Annotated in this window: 17 protein-coding genes; 11 read left to right on the top strand and 6 right to left on the bottom strand. The window is 70.3% G+C overall.

Annotation, left to right across the window (positions count from 1 at the left end; translation table 11 throughout):
- Window positions 1–30: 30 nt before the first annotated feature.
- Window positions 31–1,491 carry an HtaA domain-containing protein gene (locus ACWDR4_RS01060; RefSeq protein WP_450402224.1) on the bottom strand — a complete coding sequence of 487 codons (1,461 nt, stop codon included), beginning with the start codon at window positions 1,489–1,491 and terminating at the stop codon, window positions 31–33.
- A gap of 162 nt (window positions 1,492–1,653) precedes the next feature.
- Here ACWDR4_RS01060 and ACWDR4_RS01055 point away from each other — a divergent pair, with 162 nt between their 5' ends.
- The 7 genes from ACWDR4_RS01055 (at window position 1,654) to ACWDR4_RS01025 (ending at window position 9,260) form a co-directional block, all read left to right on the top strand.
- Window positions 1,654–2,694, top strand: a complete 1,041-nt coding sequence (locus ACWDR4_RS01055) for a heme/hemin ABC transporter substrate-binding protein (protein ID WP_450402221.1) — start codon at window positions 1,654–1,656, stop codon at window positions 2,692–2,694.
- Complete coding sequence (locus tag ACWDR4_RS01050; RefSeq protein ID WP_450402218.1) at window positions 2,691–3,776, top strand: FecCD family ABC transporter permease; 1,086 nt, start codon at window positions 2,691–2,693, stop codon at window positions 3,774–3,776. Before ACWDR4_RS01055 ends, ACWDR4_RS01050 begins: the two co-directional genes overlap by 4 nt.
- Before the next feature lie 109 nt (window positions 3,777–3,885).
- The gene (locus tag ACWDR4_RS01045) at window positions 3,886–4,710 is read left to right on the top strand and encodes a heme ABC transporter ATP-binding protein (protein WP_450402215.1); all 825 of its coding nucleotides are present in this window, start codon (window positions 3,886–3,888) and stop codon (window positions 4,708–4,710) included.
- 197 nt (window positions 4,711–4,907) lie between these two features.
- Window positions 4,908–6,050: an iron uptake system protein EfeO gene (gene efeO, locus ACWDR4_RS01040; RefSeq protein ID WP_450402212.1), complete on the top strand. Its 1,143-nt coding sequence runs from the start codon at window positions 4,908–4,910 to the stop codon at window positions 6,048–6,050.
- 41 nt (window positions 6,051–6,091) lie between these two features.
- A complete protein-coding gene (gene efeB, locus ACWDR4_RS01035) occupies window positions 6,092–7,378 on the top strand; it encodes an iron uptake transporter deferrochelatase/peroxidase subunit (RefSeq protein WP_450402524.1) in 1,287 nt (428 codons plus the stop codon).
- Between the two features lie 6 nt (window positions 7,379–7,384).
- Window positions 7,385–8,296 carry an iron uptake transporter permease EfeU gene (efeU, locus tag ACWDR4_RS01030; RefSeq protein ID WP_450402211.1) on the top strand — a complete coding sequence of 304 codons (912 nt, stop codon included), beginning with the start codon at window positions 7,385–7,387 and terminating at the stop codon, window positions 8,294–8,296.
- Window positions 8,250–9,260 (top strand): hypothetical protein, encoded by a 1,011-nt coding sequence (locus tag ACWDR4_RS01025; RefSeq protein WP_450402209.1) that lies wholly within the window; start codon window positions 8,250–8,252, stop codon window positions 9,258–9,260. Before efeU ends, ACWDR4_RS01025 begins: the two co-directional genes overlap by 47 nt.
- Before the next feature lie 39 nt (window positions 9,261–9,299).
- On the opposite strand, the gene ACWDR4_RS01020 is transcribed toward ACWDR4_RS01025, so the two are convergent.
- Together ACWDR4_RS01020 and ACWDR4_RS01015 are read right to left on the bottom strand one after the other, a co-directional pair.
- Window positions 9,300–10,046, bottom strand: a complete 747-nt coding sequence (locus ACWDR4_RS01020; protein ID WP_450402207.1) for a bifunctional DNA primase/polymerase — start codon at window positions 10,044–10,046, stop codon at window positions 9,300–9,302.
- 149 nt (window positions 10,047–10,195) lie between these two features.
- On the bottom strand, window positions 10,196–10,858 hold the full coding sequence (locus ACWDR4_RS01015; protein WP_450402205.1) for a TetR/AcrR family transcriptional regulator: 663 nt from the start codon (window positions 10,856–10,858) through the stop codon (window positions 10,196–10,198).
- 110 nt (window positions 10,859–10,968) lie between these two features.
- On the opposite strand from ACWDR4_RS01015, the gene ACWDR4_RS01010 reads away from it, so the two are divergent.
- Complete coding sequence (locus ACWDR4_RS01010) at window positions 10,969–11,172, top strand: DUF6243 family protein (protein ID WP_450402204.1); 204 nt, start codon at window positions 10,969–10,971, stop codon at window positions 11,170–11,172.
- A 9-nt stretch (window positions 11,173–11,181) separates the two neighbouring features.
- Here ACWDR4_RS01010 and ACWDR4_RS01005 read toward each other — a convergent pair whose 3' ends face one another.
- Window positions 11,182–12,279 (bottom strand): DUF5937 family protein, encoded by a 1,098-nt coding sequence (locus ACWDR4_RS01005; RefSeq protein ID WP_450402202.1) that lies wholly within the window; start codon window positions 12,277–12,279, stop codon window positions 11,182–11,184.
- A 99-nt stretch (window positions 12,280–12,378) separates the two neighbouring features.
- Between ACWDR4_RS01005 and ACWDR4_RS01000 the strand changes: the two genes are divergently transcribed.
- The 3 genes from ACWDR4_RS01000 (at window position 12,379) to ACWDR4_RS00990 (ending at window position 15,633) form a co-directional block, all read left to right on the top strand.
- Entirely contained in the window at window positions 12,379–13,662 is a 1,284-nt protein-coding gene (locus ACWDR4_RS01000) for an MFS transporter (RefSeq protein ID WP_450402201.1), read from the top strand.
- A complete protein-coding gene (locus tag ACWDR4_RS00995; protein ID WP_450402200.1) occupies window positions 13,659–14,096 on the top strand; it encodes a cytidine deaminase in 438 nt (145 codons plus the stop codon). The genes ACWDR4_RS01000 and ACWDR4_RS00995 overlap by 4 nt, the downstream gene beginning before the upstream one ends.
- An 85-nt stretch (window positions 14,097–14,181) precedes the next feature.
- Entirely contained in the window at window positions 14,182–15,633 is a 1,452-nt protein-coding gene (locus ACWDR4_RS00990; RefSeq protein WP_450402198.1) for a Mucin-2, read from the top strand.
- A 194-nt stretch (window positions 15,634–15,827) separates the two neighbouring features.
- Here the strand turns inward: ACWDR4_RS00990 and ACWDR4_RS00985 are convergent, their stop codons facing one another.
- Window positions 15,828–16,505, bottom strand: a complete 678-nt coding sequence (locus tag ACWDR4_RS00985) for a hypothetical protein (protein WP_450402196.1) — start codon at window positions 16,503–16,505, stop codon at window positions 15,828–15,830.
- 11 nt (window positions 16,506–16,516) lie between these two features.
- The gene (locus ACWDR4_RS00980; RefSeq protein ID WP_450402194.1) at window positions 16,517–18,664 is read right to left on the bottom strand and encodes a glycoside hydrolase domain-containing protein; all 2,148 of its coding nucleotides are present in this window, start codon (window positions 18,662–18,664) and stop codon (window positions 16,517–16,519) included.
- Window positions 18,665–18,679: the final 15 nt, after the last annotated feature.

Here is an 18,679-nt window from a genome sequence, read left to right as displayed (position 1 = left end):
TCCGCCAACCGGCGGACGGTGTAAGGGGGTTCAGGCCCCGTCCGGCGCGTCGGCGGCGGTGGCGGTGGCCGTACGGGCCTTGCGCCTGCGGACGACGACCGCGAAGGCCGCAGCCGCCAGCAGCAGGAAGCCGGCCGCCAGACCGACGGGCAGGAGCGGTGATCCATCGTCGGAGCCGGAGTCGGTGTCGCTCGCGGCGTTCTCCGTGTCCGGGTCGGCCGACTTGGCCGCCGACTCCGGTGTCGCGGACGTCTCCGTCGCGGTGCCCGCGCTGCCCAGGTCGGGCAGGGCGGGAAGTTGGGCGTCGTCGGTGAGGGTGACGGCGAGCGAGACGGGGTCCATCTCCGTGCCCGCCTTGTACATCCCGCCGAAGGCCTTCGCGCCGCGCTCGGTGAGTTTCGCGGGCGCCTCGGTCAGCGCGACCAGGCCGTTCTTCGCGGCCGGCTTGGCGGCGGTGAAGGTGATCAGCGGGACGTCGGCGCCCTTGAAGTCGGGGCTGGCCACATCGGCGTACAGCGTGCCTGTGCCGTTCGCTGCGACCGTGGTCCGCAGTCCGCTCAGCGCCAGGTCGAGGCCGTTCCCGCCGGTGAAGCGCACCGCGCCGGTGAAGGAGGCGGTCAGTCTGCCGTCCTTGTACGTGCCCTTGCCGCTCGGGAAGCGGAAGAGCGCGCCGCCGTCCTGGGCGCCGGCGGACAGCGTCCACTTGCCCTTGACGATGTCACCGGTGACGTATTCGCGGAAGGTGCGGCGCACGCCCCAGTCGACGGCGCCGTCCTTGATCGCGCCCGAAGTCGCCTTCGGGGCCGTGGACTTGGAGGGGGACGCCGAGGGTGCCTTCGTCGTCGGAGTCGCCGTCGGCTGCTTGGTGGCCGCCGCCTGGACGTCCGCCGAGAGGCTCACCGGGTCGAGTGCGGTGCCCGCCGTGTAGTACCCGGCGAAGGACTTGGCGCCCTCGGCCGTGAGGGTGGCGGGGAGGCCGTTGAGGCTGACCGCGTTGCCGCCGCCCCGCATGTCGATGCCGCCCAGGGAGAGGGAGGCGAAGGGCACCTGCGAGGACGTCGTGACCGTCCCGGTGTCCTTCTCCTTGCTGGTGACGTCGACGTAGAGGGTGCCCGCACCGCCCGAGATCCGGACGGTGGGGCGGCTGATCGTGAGGTCGAGCTGATAGGTCCCGTCGGCCTTCTTGTGGCCGACGAAGTGGACGCCGCCGGAGAAGCCGGCCCGGAAGGCGCCCGTGTCACCGTCGTACGAACCCGTGGCCGAGTGGAAGCGGAACTGGCTGCCGCCGACCGTGGCCGCGCCGCCCGTGAGGGAGAAACTCCCCTTCGCTATCGGGCCGGTGACATAGCTCTGGAAGGACGATTTGATGCCCCAGTCGAGCCTTCCGCCCTGCACGGTACGGCTCGCGGCGTGCACGGCACCGGCCGGGAGGAGGGCCCCCAGGACGGCCGCGCACAACACGGTCACCAGGGCACGTAGGCGCGCGGGCATGGATTGTCCTCCGATATCCGACGGTATTCGACTGCCAGTAGCGAGCGAAGGTAAGGCTAACCTAAGCTTTGGCCAGCGGAAACGTAAGAGGGTCGAGAGAATCCGAGTCGATCCAAGTCGCTCCGAGACGATCCAAGAGAAACGGATGGCACCGTGGGACGCTTGCGCACGCGATTGGCGGGAGCACTACTGTCCGCGCTCGCCCTCACGGCGACCGGCTGCGCCGGCGCCGAGGGCTCCGGGCAGGACACTCCACAGGGCACGGCCAAGGCCGCCGCGAGTGCCGCCGCCGCGGATCGCGTGGAACCCCTCGCGAACCCCTCCGAACCCCAACTCCCGGTCACCGTACGGTCGTCCGACGGGGAGAAGGTGACCGTCGAAGCCGCCGAGCGGATCGTGCCCCTCTCCGGCAGCCTCAGCGAGATCGTGTTCACGCTCGGGCTCGGCGACCGGGTCGTCGCCCGGGACATCACCGCCACCTTCGCCCAGGCGGAGAAGCTGCCGATCGTCACCCGCAACCACGACGTCTCCGCCGAGAGCGTCCTCTCCCTCAAGCCCGACCTGGTCCTCGCCGAGACGACCACCGGCCCCGAGGAGGCGATCGGCCAGATCCGCGACGCCGGTATCCCGGTCCTGGTGATCGACCCGGCGAAGGACCTCGGCGACGTCGGCCCGCGCATCCAGGCGGTCGCCGACGCGCTCGGCGTACCGGCGGCCGGGAAGGAGCTGACGAAGCGCTCCGAGGACCGGATCGCCGCCGTACGCAAGGAGATTCCGCAGTGCGCGAAGGGGTCGGGGAGCACCGAGGAGCCGCGTGTCGCCTTCCTCTATCTGCGCGGGTCGGCCTCCGTCTATCTCATCGGCGGCAAGGACTCCGGGGCGACCTCGCTCCTGGAGGCCGCCGGGGCGATCGACGCGGGCGCGGACTCGGGTCTCGAGAAGGACTTCACGGCGATCACGACAGAGGCGCTGGCGCAGGCCGCGCCGGACGCGATTCTCGTCATGACCAAGGGACTTGAGTCCGTCGGCGGTATCGACGGCATGGTCGAGATCCCCGGTGTCGCGCAGACCCCGGCCGGGATGGAGCGCCGGGTCGTGTCGATCGAGGACGGCGTGCTCCTCAACTACGGGCCGCGTACGGACCAGGTGCTGAAGTCGATCGTGGCGCAGCTGTACGCCGGCAGTGACGGAGATGCGCAATGACCTTGCTGGACAAGGTGGTTGAAGCGAGTGAGGAGGCCTCGCCCGTACGCCGGGTGCGTGGCGGTACGTGGCTGCTGACCGTCGGACTGGTCGTCGCGCTGCTCGTCCTCGTCCCGGTCGCCGCCGGGCTCGGGGCCTATCCGATCCCCACGGGTGATGTGCTGGGCTCGGTCCTCCACAAGATCGGGCTCGGTGGCGCCGAGTTGGAGCGCGTCCCCGAGTCCGTCCTGTGGAACGTCCGCTTCCCGCGTATCGTGCTCGCGCTGCTCGTCGGGGCCTCGCTGGGCTGTGCGGGGGCATTGATGCAGGGCATGTTCAGCAATCCGCTGGCCGAGCCGAGCATCATCGGCGTCTCGTCGGGTGCGGCGGTCGGGGCGGTGGGCGCGATCTCGCTGGGCCTCAACTTCCTTGGCACGGTGACGATTCCGACCGTCGCGTTCGTGACGGGGCTCGCGACTGTGTTGCTGGTGTATTCGATGTCTCGCGCCGGTGGCCGTACGGAGGTCGTGACGCTGATCCTCACCGGGATCGCCGTGAACGCGTTCGCGGGGGCGCTGATCGGGCTGTTCCTGTTCTTCGCGGACACGGCGGCGGTCAACCAGATCACCTTCTGGCAGTTGGGGTCGCTCGCGCAAGCGACCTGGTCCAAAGTGATGGCGGTGCTGCCGTTCGCGGTTGTGGGGCTGGTGATCGCGCCTCTTTATACGCGTCGGCTGGACCTTCTGGCCCTTGGTGAGCGGCCTGCGCGGCATCTGGGGGTGGATGTCGAGCGGATGCGGGTTGTGTTGATTCTGGTGATCGCGCTGCTTACGGCAGCGGCCGTCGGGGTCTCGGGGATCATCGGGTTCGTGGGGCTGGTGATTCCGCATCTGTTGCGGATGGCGGCGGGGCCTGGGCATCGGTTTCTGGTGCCGGGTAGTGCGCTTGGGGGTGCGGTGGTTCTGTTGGCCGCGGATCTGGCGGCTCGGACGGTTGCCGCCCCGGCGGAGTTGCCGCTGGGTGTGCTGACGGCTCTGCTTGGTAGTCCGTTCTTCTTCTGGTTGCTTCGGAGGACTCGGCGGCGGCAAGGGGGGTGGGCTTGAGGGGTTGTATTTCGTCTGCGGGTCCGTGGGGGCTTGTCGCGCAGTTCCCCGCGCCCCTGAGTAAGTCTCCGTACCGCCCGATTCCATCTTGACCTCAAGGAAGCTTGCCGTGAGACTCCTCCGTTCCCGTCCGACTCCCCCACCCCCTGCCGAACCAGGGGACGTTCTCGCCGAGGTCGAAGGGCTGCACGTTCGCCTTGGTTCGCGGGAGGTTCTCTCGGGGGTTGATGTGGTTGCCCGGGCCGGTGAGGTGTTGGCTCTGGTGGGGCCCAACGGGGCCGGGAAGTCGACCCTGTTGGGTGCGCTTGCCGGTGATCTGCTGGCCGCCGCGGGGGTCGTACGGATTCATGGGCGGGCTGCCGGCGAGTGGGCGGCTGCCGAACTCGCCCTGCGGCGGGCCGTGTTGCCGCAGGCCGCCTCGCTCTCCTTTCCGTTCGCCGTTGAAGAGGTCGTGCGGATGGGGCGGGCGCCCTGGGCCGGTACGGAGCGGGAGGACGAGGACGACTTGGCCGTGGCGGAGGCCATGGGCGCTGCCGAGGTGGCCGGGTTCGCCGGTCGGCCGTTCTCCGCGCTGAGCGGGGGTGAGCGGGCCCGGGTCGCGCTGGCCCGGGTGCTCGCCCAGCGGGCGCCGCTGCTGCTGCTCGACGAGCCGACGGCCGCGCTGGACCTGCGGCACCAGGAGCTGGTGCTGCGGGTGTGCCGGGAGCGGGCGCGGGCCGGGGACGCGGTGGTGGTCGTACTGCACGATCTGGGACTCGCGGCGGCCTACGCGCACCGGGTGGCGATCCTGAGCGCCGGGCGGGTGGTCGCGGACGGGACGCCCGAGGGGGTCTTCGAGGAGCGGCTGCTGTCGGACGTGTACCGGCAGCCCATCGAGGTGTTTCCGCATCCGCGTACCGGAGCTGTCCTGATCTCGCCGGTGCGGGATTCTTGACCTGTGCATTACCTGTGAATGGTGCTTGCTTTAAGCCCCCTTTAGGTCACCGTGACCTGAGCGTTCCCATACAGCTTCCGTGAGAGGTGAATCACTGATTGTCCGGGTATTACTGAGGCAAGCCTTAGGTAAGTTAGGGCCGCCTCACCTCACCCGCGTGAGCCTGGACACGTCGATTTTTCGCCACAGGAGCCCGTATGCGTGCCGTCAGACTCTCCGTCGTCACCGCAGCCGCCACCGCGGCGGCACTGGCCGCCGTCACCGGCTGCACGGAGAAGGGCAGCTCCGGGAGCGACGGCGACCGGGTCATCAGCGTCACCGCGACGGACGACAAGTGCGAGGTGTCGAAGAAGGAGTTCCCGGCCGGGCACGTCGAGCTGGACATCGAGAACAAGGGCTCCAAGGTCACCGAGGTCTACGTCCTCTTCCCGGACGACCGGATCGTCACCGAGCGGGAGAACATCGGCCCCGGCACCAAGCAGAAGGTCACCGCCGAGGTGAAGGCGGGCGACTACACGATCGCCTGCAAGCCCGGCATGAAGGGCGACGGCATCCGCCAGGCCGTCAAGGCCACCGGCGGTACGGTCGCCAAGCGCGACCCGCGTCTGGACGCGGCCGTCGCCGCCTACCGCAAGTACGCGCAGGAGCAGGCGGACGCCACGGTGCCGCTCGCCAAGGTCTTCGCCAAGGCGGTCAAGGACGGCGACATCGAGGCCGCGAAGAAGGCGTACGCCCCCTCGCGCATCGGCTGGGAGCGGACCGAGCCGGTCGCCGAGTCCTTCGGTGACATCGACCCCAAGGTCGACGTCCGCGCCGACGGTCTGGAGGCTGGGCAGGAGTTCACCGGCTGGCACCGGCTGGAGAAGTCCCTCTGGCAGGACAAGAAGATCACCGCCGCGGACAAGACCCTCGCCGACCAGCTGATCACCGACCTCACCGACTGGCAGAAGCGGGTCGGCAAGGCCGAGATCACCCCGACCTCCATGGCCAACGGCGCCAAGGAGCTGCTCGACGAGGTCGCCACCGGCAAGGTCACCGGCGAGGAGGAGCGCTACTCGCACACCGACCTCGTCGACTTCAAGGCCAACGTCGAGGGCGCCGAGGACGCGTACGAGCTGCTGAAGCCGGTCGCGAAGGAGAACGACGCGGCGCTGGTGACGGAGCTGGACAAGCAGTTCGCCGCCCTGAACACGCTGCTCGACAAGTACCGCGCGGACAAGAACTCGTACGACTTCACCTCGTACGACAAGGTCACCGAGCCCGAGCGCAAGCAGCTCTCCGACGCGGTGAACGCGCTCGCCGAGCCGCTGTCGAAGCTCGCCGCCGCCGTCGTGAAGTAAGAGTCGTGAAGCAAGAGGGGTCCATCGAAATGGCGGACGACATGGCCGACACGGACGACGTGACGGAGACACCGGAGACTCCCGCCGGCAGTACCTCTCGGCGGGCGCTCATCGGCTGGGGCGGGGCCGGGCTCGCGCTCGGGGCCGCCGCGGTCGGCGGTGGTGTGGCGGTGACCCGTGGTGGCGACGACGTGCAGACGGTCGCCGTCGACACGGGCGGGGCCGTCGAGTTCCACGGCGGCCACCAGGCGGGGATCGCGACGCCGGTGCAGGACCGGCTGCACTTCGCCGCGTTCGACCTGGAGACCGACGACCGCGCCGAGTTCGTCCAGATGCTCAAGGACTGGACGGCGGCGGCGCGTCGGATGACCGCCGGGCAGACGGTCGGCGAGGGCGCGTACGGCGGGCTGGCCGAGGCCCCGCCGGACGACACCGGTGAGGCGCTGGGGCTGAAACCGTCGCGGCTGACGCTGACGATCGGGTTCGGGCCCGGACTGTTCGAGAAGTTCGGGCTCGCCGAGCGGCGGCCCGAGGCGCTCGTCGAGCTTCCGCAGTTCCCTGGGGACAACCTGGACAAGAACCGCAGCGGCGGCGATGTGTGCGTGCAGGCGTGCTCGGACGATCCGCAGGTCGCCGTGCACGCGGTCCGCAACCTGGCCCGGATCGGCTTCGGCAAGGTCTCGGTGCGCTGGTCGCAGCTCGGCTTCGGCAAGACCTCCTCGACGACCCCCGAGGCGCAGACCCCGCGCAATCTGCTGGGCTTCAAGGACGGCACCCGCAACATCGCGGGCACCGAGACGGCCCGGCTGAAGAAGTTCGTGTGGGTCGACGGCTCGGACACTGACACCAACTCGGCCTGGATGGACGGGGGTTCGTATCTCGTCGCCCGGCGTATCCGGATGCACATCGAGCCCTGGGACCGGACCTCGCTGCAGGAGCAGGAGGACATCATCGGGCGCGACAAGGGCGAGGGCGCACCGGTCGGCAAGGCCAAGGAGCGCGACGAGCCGTTCCTGAAGGCGATGCTGCCCGACGCGCACGTCCGCCTCGCGCACCCCGACTCCAACCACGGCGCGACGCTCCTGCGCCGCGGCTACTCCTTCACGGACGGCACGGACGGCCTCGGCCGGCTGGAGGCGGGCCTGTTCTTCCTCGCCTACCAGCGGGATGTGCGGACCGGCTTCATCCCCGTGCAGCGCAATCTGGCGCGCACGGACGCGCTCAACGAGTACATCCAGCACGTGGGTTCGGCGGTCTTCGCGATCCCTCCGGGCGTCCGGGACAAGGACGACTGGTGGGGCCGCGCACTGTTTTCCAAGGAGGTGTAGGGCGCCGTGTTCGCGAACTATCTGATCGGTCTGCGCGAGGGGCTGGAAGCCAGTCTCGTCGTCTGCATCCTCATCGCCTATCTGGTGAAGACGGACCGCCGGGACGCCCTGAAGCCCATCTGGATCGGCATCGGCGTGGCCATCACGCTGGCCCTCGCCTTCGGCTGCGCGCTCGAATTCGGCTCCCAGGAGCTGACGTTCGAGGCACAGGAGGCGCTCGGCGGCTCGCTGTCGATCGTCGCCGTGTGCCTGGTGACGTGGATGGTCTTCTGGATGCGGCGTACGGCCCGGCACTTGAAGTCCGACCTGCACGGCAAGCTGGACGCGGCCCTCCAGATGGGCACGGGCGCGCTGGTCGCGACCGCGTTCCTCGCGGTGGGCCGGGAGGGCCTGGAGACCGCGCTGTTCGTGTGGGCGTCGGTACGGGCGACCAGCGACGGCACCCAAGGCCCTCTGATCGGCGTCCTGTTGGGCATCGCGACGGCGATCGTGCTCGGCTACCTCTTCTACCGAGGCGCCCTGCGCATCAACCTGTCCAAGTTCTTCACCTGGACCGGCGGCATGCTGGTCGTGGTCGCGGCGGGCGTCCTGGCGTACGGCTTCCACGACCTCCAGGAGGCCGACTGGCTGCCCGGCCTGAACAACAAGGCCTTCGACATCAGCGACACGATCCCGCCGGACAGCTGGTACGGCACGCTCCTCAAGGGCGTGTTCAACTTCCAGCCGGACCCGACCGTCCTCCAGGTCACGGTGTGGGCGCTGTACCTGATCCCGACGCTCGCGCTGTTCCTCGCCCCGGTAGGGTTCGCCTCCGGGAAGGGGAAGGTGAAGCCAGCTGATGAGCAGGGTGAGCAGGGGTCGCAGCCCACGGATGCCACGGACGCCTCGAAGTCCTCGGACACTACGCGGTCGTCTTGAGCGGAGTGCCCTCGTAGCGGCCTCGGTGACCGTGATGTCGCTGGCCGCGAGCGGTTGTGTCGTGGTGCACGGCGAGCGCGAGGTGATTCCGGCGGCGACCCGGGCGGAGGCGGCCGAGGCGCTGAAGGACTTCACGGCCGCGTACAACAAGGCGGACAAGGCGTACGACCGTTCCCTGGACGCCGACTACGTCACCGGCGCCCTCGGCGCGATCGACGCGGCCCGCCTGGACGCGGGGCGCGAGAACAGCCCGGCCGGCAACCCGTCGTACGTACCGCTGGAGTTCACGGACCCGAAGTTCGCGATCCCGAAGAAGGCGGGCTGGCCGCGCTGGTTCGTCGCGGACGCCGACGCCAACAAGGGCGACGAGGCGCGCTGGCTGCTGGTGTTCACGCGCAGCAACGTGGCCGAGCCGTGGGCGGCGGCGTATCTGACGCTGCTCGCCCCGGCCGACGTACCGGCGTTCAAGACGGACAACGAGGGCTGGGCGGAGCCGGTGACGGCGAACTCGGCCGAACTGGCCGTCGCGCCAAAGGACTTGAGCGCGGACTACGCGACCTTCCTGAAGGACGGCACCGGCGATGTCTTCGCGCCCGGTGTGCACACGAGTGCCTGGGTGGAGCAGCGCGAGAAGAGCGCCATCAAGCCCGGGCTCGTCACGCAGTACATCGACGAGCCGCTCGGCAAGGGCGACTTCGCCCCGCTGGGCCTGCGTACGTCGGACGGCGGCGCGCTGGTCTTCTTCGCCACGCACCACTACGAGAAGCAGACGGCCGCGCTGGGTACGTCGATCCCGGAGCCGAGCGACAGTGTGCGGGCGCTGACGACGGGCGAGATCAAGCAGTCGCTGACCCTGGAGTTCGTGTCGAACCAGGCGGTGCTGGACCCGGGCAAGGGTGCCGCGAGCCAGGGTGTGGAGTTCCTGAGCCGCATCCAGGGTCTGACGGCGGCGCAAGGAGAGTAACTCCGACAGCTCTGTAACTCCGGTCGATCCGGCGGGGGTTCAGCCTCTGGAGGGCCAGGCCGCGGTGGCGTGGTCGGGCTCCTCGCCGACGTACCGGGCGCAGGCGTCGGTGAGGACTTCGAGCAGGCTCAGCGGGTCGGGCAGGGCGAACTCCGGCCCGCGTACCCAGTACACGCCCTGGTCACCCGGCAACTGGGCGGGCGGTACGAGGACATAGGAGCCCCGGCAGTGCCAGCGCAGGCCCGGATGCTCGTCCGCGGTCTCGGGGTGGCAGTCCAGTTCGCAGGGCCACCACTCGTCCTCGTCGTCCGGGGTGCCACGGGTGAGGGTGAAGAACAGCAGCCGGCCGTCGTCGCTCTCGGCGACCGGCCCGACCTCGATGCCGGCTCCGAGGAGCCGCTCCAGGGCCTCGCGCCCCGCTTCGAGGGGCACGTCGAGGACGTCGTGGACCATGCCGGTCGCGGTGATGAAGTTGGCCTGCGGCTGATGCCGGGCCCACCGCTCGATCTGGGCGCGGTCGGTGGTGGACTGCGTCTGCCAGGCGAAGGAGATCGGGTGCCGGGCGGGCGTCGGACAGCCGACCCGGTCGCACGAACATCGGTAGGCGGAGGGGTGCGCGGCGGGCGCGAGGGGCAGTCCGGCCCGGGCGGCGGCGAGCAGCAGCTCCTCACGGCGCCCGCGCTCGGCACCGGCGGCGGCCTCGTGGGCATCCGCTCGGCGACCACGCAGCCACTGGGAGATCCTGCCCTGCCGGCCCGTCGTACGACCGCCGAACTCCGCGCTCATGTATCGCCTCGCCTCGCTGCTGTTGTGCGGACAGCCTGCTCCATGGTCCCACCATCCTGCGCTGCGGGAGGCCGGAGCCGACATCCGGGGTGGGTGGGACGAGGCGCACAGGGGGCGTGATCGACCGTTTTCCGGTCGATTAGCAGGATTTAGTGCCCACTGTTTTCGGCCGTTCTCCGGCTGGGCGAGGCGATCCCGCCCAGGGCGTAGTCGACGAGGGTGTCCGTGTACTCGTACGAGATCGGCCCGGTGTACTGGAGCCAGCGCTGGGCGAGCGGGGAGACGAAGAGTTCGAGGGCGATACGGGGGTCGATGTCAGCCCGCACCTGCCCGGCCTCCTGGGCGGCGCGCAGCCGATCGACGTAGAGCTGGAGGGAGGGTTCGAGCAGCTTGGCGACGTACCTGCGGCCGAGTTCCTCATTGACGAAGCCTTCGGCGGCAAGGGCGCGGGACGGCACCGCGAACACGGGGTCGAGCAGCTGGTCGACAGTGAGGCGCAGCACGGCCTTGAGGTCGGCGGCGAGATCACCGGTGTCGGGGATGACGTAGTCTCCCCCGGGCTGGGCGGCCTCGGCGGCCTGCTCGCTCAGATCGACGAAGGCCTCCATGAGCACCTCCCCCTTCGAGGACCACCACCGGTAGATGGTCTGCTTCCCGACACCGGCCCGGGCGGCGATGCCCTCGATGGTCGTCTTCTGGTACCCGACCTCTCCGATGAGGGCGAGGGCGGCCTCGTAGATGGCGCGGCGGGACTTCTCGCTGCGGCGGGTGGAGTCGGGGGCGGGCCTGTCGGGGGCGGGTTTCTGGACCATGTCGGCAATTTATCAGGTTGACAAGACGGAGCGTCTCGCGGAAGGTGAGAGGGTCCGACCTGGCGAGACGATACGTATCGTCATTCATTCACGGCAGAAGGAGATGTGCGATGGCACGAGGTGGCGGAAACATGCTCGGAGTCGGCGGCACCCGCAGCAACCTGGGCCGCGGCGCCCTGCGGGGCGGCGGCCGGGGCAAGCAGGTGGGCGGCGGCACGGACCCGCAGGCCCAGAAACGGGAGCTGGTGCGCAAGTTGCAGGAGAAGCGGGCCGAGGAGGAGGCGCAGGACCAGGAGGGGGCGCAGGGCAAGTGAGGAAGCCGCTCAGCGCAGGACGGCCGCCAGCAGGTCGGTCCCCAGGGCCGTCAGGTCGGGCAGGTTGAGGCTGTGCCGGACGTAGCGGCCGTGCCGCCGGGCCGTGAGCAGGCCCGCGCGGCGCAGGACGGCGAGGTGGCGGGAGACCTCCGGGGGTGTGAGGTCCCAGACGTGGGCCAGCTCGCCGGTGGTGTGCGGGCCACGGGCCAGGGTGCGCAGCAGCCGTAGCCGTACGGGATGGGCGAGCGCCTCCAGCCGGAGGGTGACCGTTTCCAGCGGTACCGGCTCCACCGACGGGCTCGGCTCGGCCACCGGGTACTGCACCACCGGATGCCAGCCGGGCGCGTGGACCGCGACCAGGTGCGGGCGGCCGTAGACGCTGGGGATGAAGGTGACCCCGGTGCCGTGGGCGGCGGTCGCCTTGTCCTGGAGCTTGTCCACGACGATGCAGTCGCCGTCGGGAGCGAGGGCGACGGCGCCGGAGACCGAGGCGAGCGCGGCGCCGACGCCCTGGCGCTTCAACAGGTCGTTCTTCAGGCGCAGATCGGTGGCGAGCCGTACGGCGACGCCCGTCCAGGCCGCGTCGAAGAACGCGTCGGCGCACTGTTCGAGGGTGTCGCGCACCCGTGCCCGTACGGCCGCCGGGTCCGCGAGCAGCCGTTCCGCGAAGGCCTCCTGCCGTGCGCCACGGGCCTGGGCGAAGTCCAGGGCCCACTCGCGCGCGGCCCTGTCGCTGAGCGGCGACGGCGCGCCGAAGTGGACCCGGCTGCTGCCGCACGTGGTGACGAGCGCGGCGGTCACATACGTCTCGTCGTCGATCCGGTCGACGTCGTCCAGTTCCTCGGCGAGGGTCGACCGGGGGCGGGCGGGGATCAGGAAGTCGGCCTGCGAGGAACGCCAGAGGAAGTCCGCCTCCCGCAGCCGCTCGGCCAACTCGGGCCGCAGCCCGGCCCAGACGTCCCCGGCCCAGCCGGCGAGCTGCGGATGGTGCCCGGGTTCGGCGAGCACGTGCAGCATCGCGGTCAGCTCGGCCAGCGGGGAGGCGGCGAACCGGAGCCGCTCGGACGGCGGTCCGCCGATTCCGCCGATGTCGATGCGCAACGTCATCCGTTCATCATCGCTGGCCGGAGGGATCGGGGCCGCGTCAGTTGACGGTGTCCGTCAACCGACATGGCCGTCCGGGCGGCCGTACGGACTGTTGACGCCATGCCGACCACCGAAACGACCGAGACCACCGAGACCGAGACCGAGACCGTCAAGATCCGGCCCCGCGCTCTAGTCCGCGCCTCCGGAGGCCCCCGTTACGCCATCGCCCTTGCCGTGGACGCGCTCGGCACCGGCCTCCTCCGCCCCTTCCTTCTCCTCTACGGGGTGACCGTGCTGGGGCTGTCCGCGCCGGCCACCGGCATCGCCATGACGGCCGGGATCGTGGCGGGTCTGGTGTGCATGCCCTTGGTGGGCCGTTGGCTGGACCGGGGTGCACGCAGCGCGGTCGTGGCGGCGTCGATGCTGGTGCGGGTGGTGGGCGTGGCGCTGCTGCTGGCCACCCCGGCGGGACACGTCGGGCAGTTCGCGGCGGCGGCGCTCTTCCTCGGCATCGGCAACCAGGCCTGGCCGACCGCCCACTCGGCCCTCGTCGCCACGATCGCCCACGGCAGGCAACGCGACGCGGCCCTCGCGGCGGGCCGCGCCCTGCGCAACGCCGGCCTGGGCGTGGGCGCGCTCATCGCGACGGCGAGCCTGGCGGGCGGCGCGGACGCGCTGCGGGCACTGGCGGCGGTGACCGGGCTCGCGTATCTCACGGCGGCGGCGTTGGCGGGGTCGGTCCGGCTGCGCACACGTCCAGCTGTCTCTGCCGAGGGCGGGGCCGACGGTCCCGCACCCCGTATGCCCGCACTGCTGGCCGCCAACGTGGTGTACGTCTTCTGCCTCAACGTCCCTGAAATCGCGCTCCCGTTGGTCCTGGTGACGCAGTTGCACGCGTCCCCGGTGTGGTCGGCGGCCATCTTCGTCGCCAACACGGTGCTGGTGGTCACCCTCCAGGTCCCGGTCACCGTGCTGCTGTCCCGCTACTCCCGGCGGACGGTGCTGGCCGGCTCCGGCGTGGTGCTCGCGGTGTCGTACGTCGGCTTCCTGGCGGCGACCTCGCTGGGGCACGGGTGGGCTGCCCCGGCGGTCGCGGCCGTCTCGGTACTCTGCACGATCGGCGAGATCATCTACGCGGGCAGCGCGACCGCGCTCGTCACGGCGATGGCCCCGGCCCAGGTCATGGGCCGTACGCTGGCCCGCTTCGGACTCTCCACGGGGTTCGGCCTGGCGGTGTCCCCGGCGGTGATCACGGCTCTGGCACCGCACGGGGCGACGGCTCTGTGGGGCAGCCTGGCGGCGGCGACACTCGTGTCCTCGGCTGCCGTGGCCAAGGAGAAGGAAGCTGCCGTGGCCGGGGAAAAGGAAAAGGAGAACGAGATGGAGGAGAAGCGAAGAAGATGACCACGCACCCACCCCACCCCGTGGACCACGAACTCATCGAGGCGGCGGCGCACATCGCCCGCACGCGCTGCCGGGGCGACAACCACACCATGGCGGCAGCGGCCCGCGCCCGGGACGGCCGGATCATCACGGCGGTGAACGCCTACCACTTCACCGGAGGCCCCTGCGCCGAGTTGGTGGTCATCGGCACGGCGGCGGCCCAGGGCGCGTACGACCTGGACACGATCGTCGCGGTGGGCGACCGCGAACGGGGAGTCGTCCCACCGTGCGGCCGATGCCGCCAGGTCCTCCTCGACTACTTCCCGACACTCAAGGTCATCGTCGGCAAGACGGACGACCTCCGAGCGGTCCCGATCACCGAGTTGCTCCCCGAGACGTATGTCTGGGCGGATCATCAACTCGACCAACTCGACGCCGAACAACAAGCCCAATAAGCCGAATTAGGATGCCGTGGGGACGCGCGGGGCGCCCGAGGTGGCCGCGTGCGAGCCAAGGGGAACGGGTCGGGGGAGCTGGGACATGGTCGCCTACCATTCATCCGCGCTGGACGGAGTAGCCGCCAACCCGGCCCTCCCCACACCGCTGTTGCTCCGGCTGATCGGCTTCGAGGGCGGGGACGACCGCAGACCCTTCGAATCCCTCCACCGGGCCATGATCCGGCCGGGGCTGCCCGAGTCGGCCGTGGCGGCTGTCCGCGCCCACCCGATCGCGCACGTGCGAATCGCGTTCGCGACAAGCGGCCAGGCGGAGCCCGAGCAGCGGGTCCTGCTCGTGGACGACCCGTCGCCCGAGGTACGGGCCGCCGTCGCGACCGGACCCGAGTGGACCCTCGACAACCGGACGAAGATCCGTCCACTGCCGGACGCCGTGTGCGAGCGCCTCCTCGCGGACCCCGAACAGTCCGTACGCAGCGCGGTGTTGGACTCGGCCCACGCGGCGCCGTCCTTCCTCGCGTCCCTGGCCGGGCATCCCGATCCGGCAGCACGAAGCGCCGCCGTACGCGTCTGGGACGAGCTGACGACGGACGAGCACTCGGCGCTGCTGGACGATCCCGACCCGGAGGTACGGCGGCGGGCCGAGCTGTGCGCGTGCCCGCAGGACGCCAAGCTCACAACTGCGCTGCTCGCCGACCCCAGTTCCCTCCGCGAGGCGCTGCGCCGGGGGCTCCTCGACCGCGCGGAGGCGGAGCGATTCCTCACCGAGGGCACCCACTTGGCCGAACTGGCCGCCAACCCGTCCCTGCCGCCCGACCTGGTGGACCGGCTCGCCGTCGACCCCGACCACGAGGTACGCCTCGCGGTCTCTCTCCGCCCCGAGCTGACCGAGGCCCGACGCGCCGCGATCGACGTCACCGTCGAAGCGTGGGCGTGGGCCGACGTGGACTGGGTGGGCGCCGGAACAGCCGACCAGGACGTGCTGCGCAGAGCCGTGACCTCCGCCCACCCCCTACTGCGCCGAGCGGCGGCCCGCAGCCCTCACCTCTCCCCCGAACTCCTGCGCCTGCTGGCCGAGGACACGGACGAGGTCGTGCGCAACCAACTGGCCGTGTGGCACCCCGACACCCCGGAGGAGGTACTGATGAGCGTGTACGCACGGCTCGGCGGAACGTTCTCCGCCTGGATGGCGACGGGTCATCCCAACTTCCCCCGTGAGGGCCTGGCCGCCCGCTACGCGGATGACCCGAACCCGATCTACCGCCACCTGGTCGTCCGCGACCCGACCGCCGACCCGGCCCTGATCGAACGCCTGAGCCACGACCCGGACACGTGGACCCGCCAGTCGGCGGCCCGGGACCCCCGCCTGCCACTCCCCCGCCTCATCGAGGCCCTCACCCAGCCCGAACTGGCGTACTGCGCGGGCGCGAACCCGGCGCTTCCTCCGGGTGAGATGGCGGGGGTCATGGACAGGGCCGGGGTGCCGTCGGGCCATGGTCAGGGCATGTGGACGGGAGCCCCACCGACCCATCCGTGACAGGCGTCCACGTCGACGTCGCTCCAGCCAGGCGCAGTGCGCGGACGCGGTCGAGCTCGGCCCGGGTCGCGAAGCGGGAGGCCACGACGCCGGTTCCCTGAGCAACAAGCCGGAGCCACGGGCCGGTCGAGGCCCTGGCTCCCGCTCTCCTTCCTCCCGCTCTCCTTCCTCTCCGGTTCTCTTTTCTCTCCGGCTCAGTCGCCCTGAGCCCGTTGCAGGCGGCGTGCCATGGTTCTGCGGAACGGGGCAGCCGGGTCGGCGACCGTGCCCGCTGTCTGGGACCGGAGCGTGGTGGGCCGGCCGGTGTCCAGCCGGGCCGCGACACGCGCCAGGGCCCTGTCGCCGGGGCGGGCGGCGATGTGGAAGTGCGAGACCTTCACCGGGGTCAGGTCACCGCCCCAGACGACCGTGCCGTCGCAATCCGCGAGGATGTCCCGCACGATCGTCTCCTGATACGGCCAGAGTCCCTCGCTTCCGTTCAGCGGATAGGCGGTGGGGTGAAGAGCGACAGCGGTCCCGGAGAGGTGGTTCGACTCGAAGTCGGCCCCCACCGTGCGCCGTGTGGTGTGGCCGCTGACACCACCGCCCTCGCCCGTGTCGAGCGCGGCGATCTCGTAGTGCCACCGGCGCGCGACGTGCAGCAGCACCGCCCCGGCGTCACCGCGCCGCAACCCGAGGGAGGCGGCGGACCCCTGGATGTGGTGGACCGTGACGGAGACGGGGTCGATCCGCCAGCCGTTGGCGGACACCTCGCCGGGCCACTGCCCGGTGGACGGCTCGATGGCCGAGGCGGATGTGATCGACGTGCCCGACACCACGGCGAGCACACCGGTGCCGGCGGCGACACGCAGAAGACCGCGTCTGGAGATCATCGGCTTCCTCCTCATTCGCCCTGGCCGACGGCGGACACACCGGGATCGCTGCCGTCGCGCCAGATGTTGTGGTCCAGGCCCCAGCCCGCCTGGAACTCGTACTCGTGGATCTGGTTGAACGACCAGTTCTCCGGCAGCGGGAAGCCGAGGTTCCCGGAGAATCCCCAGGACATCCCGGAGACGAACGACCAGCGGGCCCCGGCGTCCTTCGACACCCGGACGCACACGTTGCGGGACCCGTAGACGCCGAACGTGTAGCGGCTGCCCAGCTCGGTGAGCCCGGCCCTGACGCCGTTGAAGTACGGCACCACGTGGCTGGTGATCTCCTCGTCGGTCGCGTCGTAGTCGACCCCGAAGTAGATGCAGGTGCCGGTACCGATCCCGTGCTGCACGGCCTTCTGGTGGGCCTTCTTGCCCTGGTCGTAACCCTTGTCGTTGGTGAAGTTGCCGAGTTCCGTGCCGTTGTACTGGAAGATCGGGAAGAACCTCAGCCCGGCGTTCAGAATGGTCTGCGGCTCGCCCGGCTTGAGTGCCTTGCCGAGGTAGCCGTCGTCACCCGGGGCGAGGTGCTCGTCCAGATAGCGGCCGACGATCGAGTAGCCGTTGGCCTTGAGCAACTGCCCCCGCTGCGCGGTGATCTCCGTGATGCAGTCGCAGCCGGTGGCGTCGCGGGAGGTGTCCCCGGACGACACGAGGAGCTGCGCCCAGGTCGTGTAGTCGTTGTGGCCCGTGACGGGAATCTGCGAGAACCTCTGGAAGGACTGGAGCCAGCCCAGGTGCGTGCCGGTCTGGGCATCGGTGCCGATGTCCGCCGCCAGGTAGCGTGCCTGTCCGTTCGCCGTGTACGTCGGTGAGTTGAAGTAGCACGCGGCACGGAAGAGGTACCGCAGGTCGCCCGTGAGAGCCGCCGATCCCCTTCCCTTGAGGGCGGCCTGTGTCCCGGGCCCGAAGTATCCGTTGATCGAGCCCGGGGCGATCCCGATCTCGTACTGGATGGCCATCATGAGCCCCTGCTGGACATCGCGGGAGTAGATCCCGTCGCAGGGCACCAGACTCATCGCGGGAATGCCGATGCCCGCGACATAGCGGGAGTTGAGCCGCTGCTGGATCGCCCGGACGTGGGAGTCGCCGCCTGGCACGAGGCGGAACTGGTCCATGCGCAGCAGGGACTTCAGCACGTGCGGCCACATGGCCAGGCGCTGCCCGGCGTTGCCCTGGTCGAGGCCCATGTCGGCGTAGAGCTGCCGGAGAGAGGACTCGGACTCCTCGGGCCATCCGCCGAGGAACTGAGAGGCCCAGTAGCCCTTGCACCACAGTGCCCCGTTGTACAGGCGCAGCAGATTCTCGTTTCGCTCGAACTCCGGCACGATCTCGTGGTTCTTCACCGCGTTGAACGTGCCGGGGCCGAACGCCTGGACGGTGGGAGATATGCCGTGTTCGTGCTGGAGTCCCTGGGTGAGGGCGAGGACGGTGTTCCAGCCGGTGTAGCCGGTTTCGGGGCAGGCCACGTACCCGGGTGCCGTCTCGTAGGTCTTGTTCACCCACCTCTGCGTCCGGGACACGTAGATGTCGGGGAACGCTCGCCACGGCGCGGACGGGTCGATCACCGATCCGGGCCGCGCGTACATGTGCAGATTGCCGGGGCAGTCGGTGTCGTAGCCGTAGGAGTGCGGGAAGATCCTGTTCCCGGTGAGCGGGGTGGCGTCGTTGCGCAGATGGTGGATCAGGTCCCTGATCGCGCGCAGCATGGCCTCGCCCGCGACGTCCTCGGAGCGGATCATGCCAAGGATCGAGTAGAACCCCTCGTTGCGCCCCACGCCCTCGATGCGGCCGGCCTCGCCGGCGTTCGCCTCACCGCGTTCCTTTCCGCGCCCTTCGTAGACGTTGCCGTGCGGGCAGACGAGATAGTTGTAGGCGATGTCTCCGTTGTACTCGCCGCCGGTCTTGTGGTCCACGTAGACGTCGACGATCGCTTTGCGGCAGTCCTCCTCCGTCCGCAGATCGCTCGTGCTGCCGGTGCCGAGGTAGTGCAGGAACACGCCCATGTGCCCGGACCACGGGTCGTTCAGATTGGCCTCGGGAGGTGCGGAGGCGTGTGCTCGTACGTTCTCGGGGGCGTACTGCCCCCAGGTGTCGCGCTCGTTGATGGTGATGGCCACGGTTCCTCGCTCCAG

It is taken from the genome of Streptomyces sp. NPDC000878, assembly GCF_053599695.1.
This window is presented reverse-complemented; position numbering and strand designations above follow the sequence as displayed.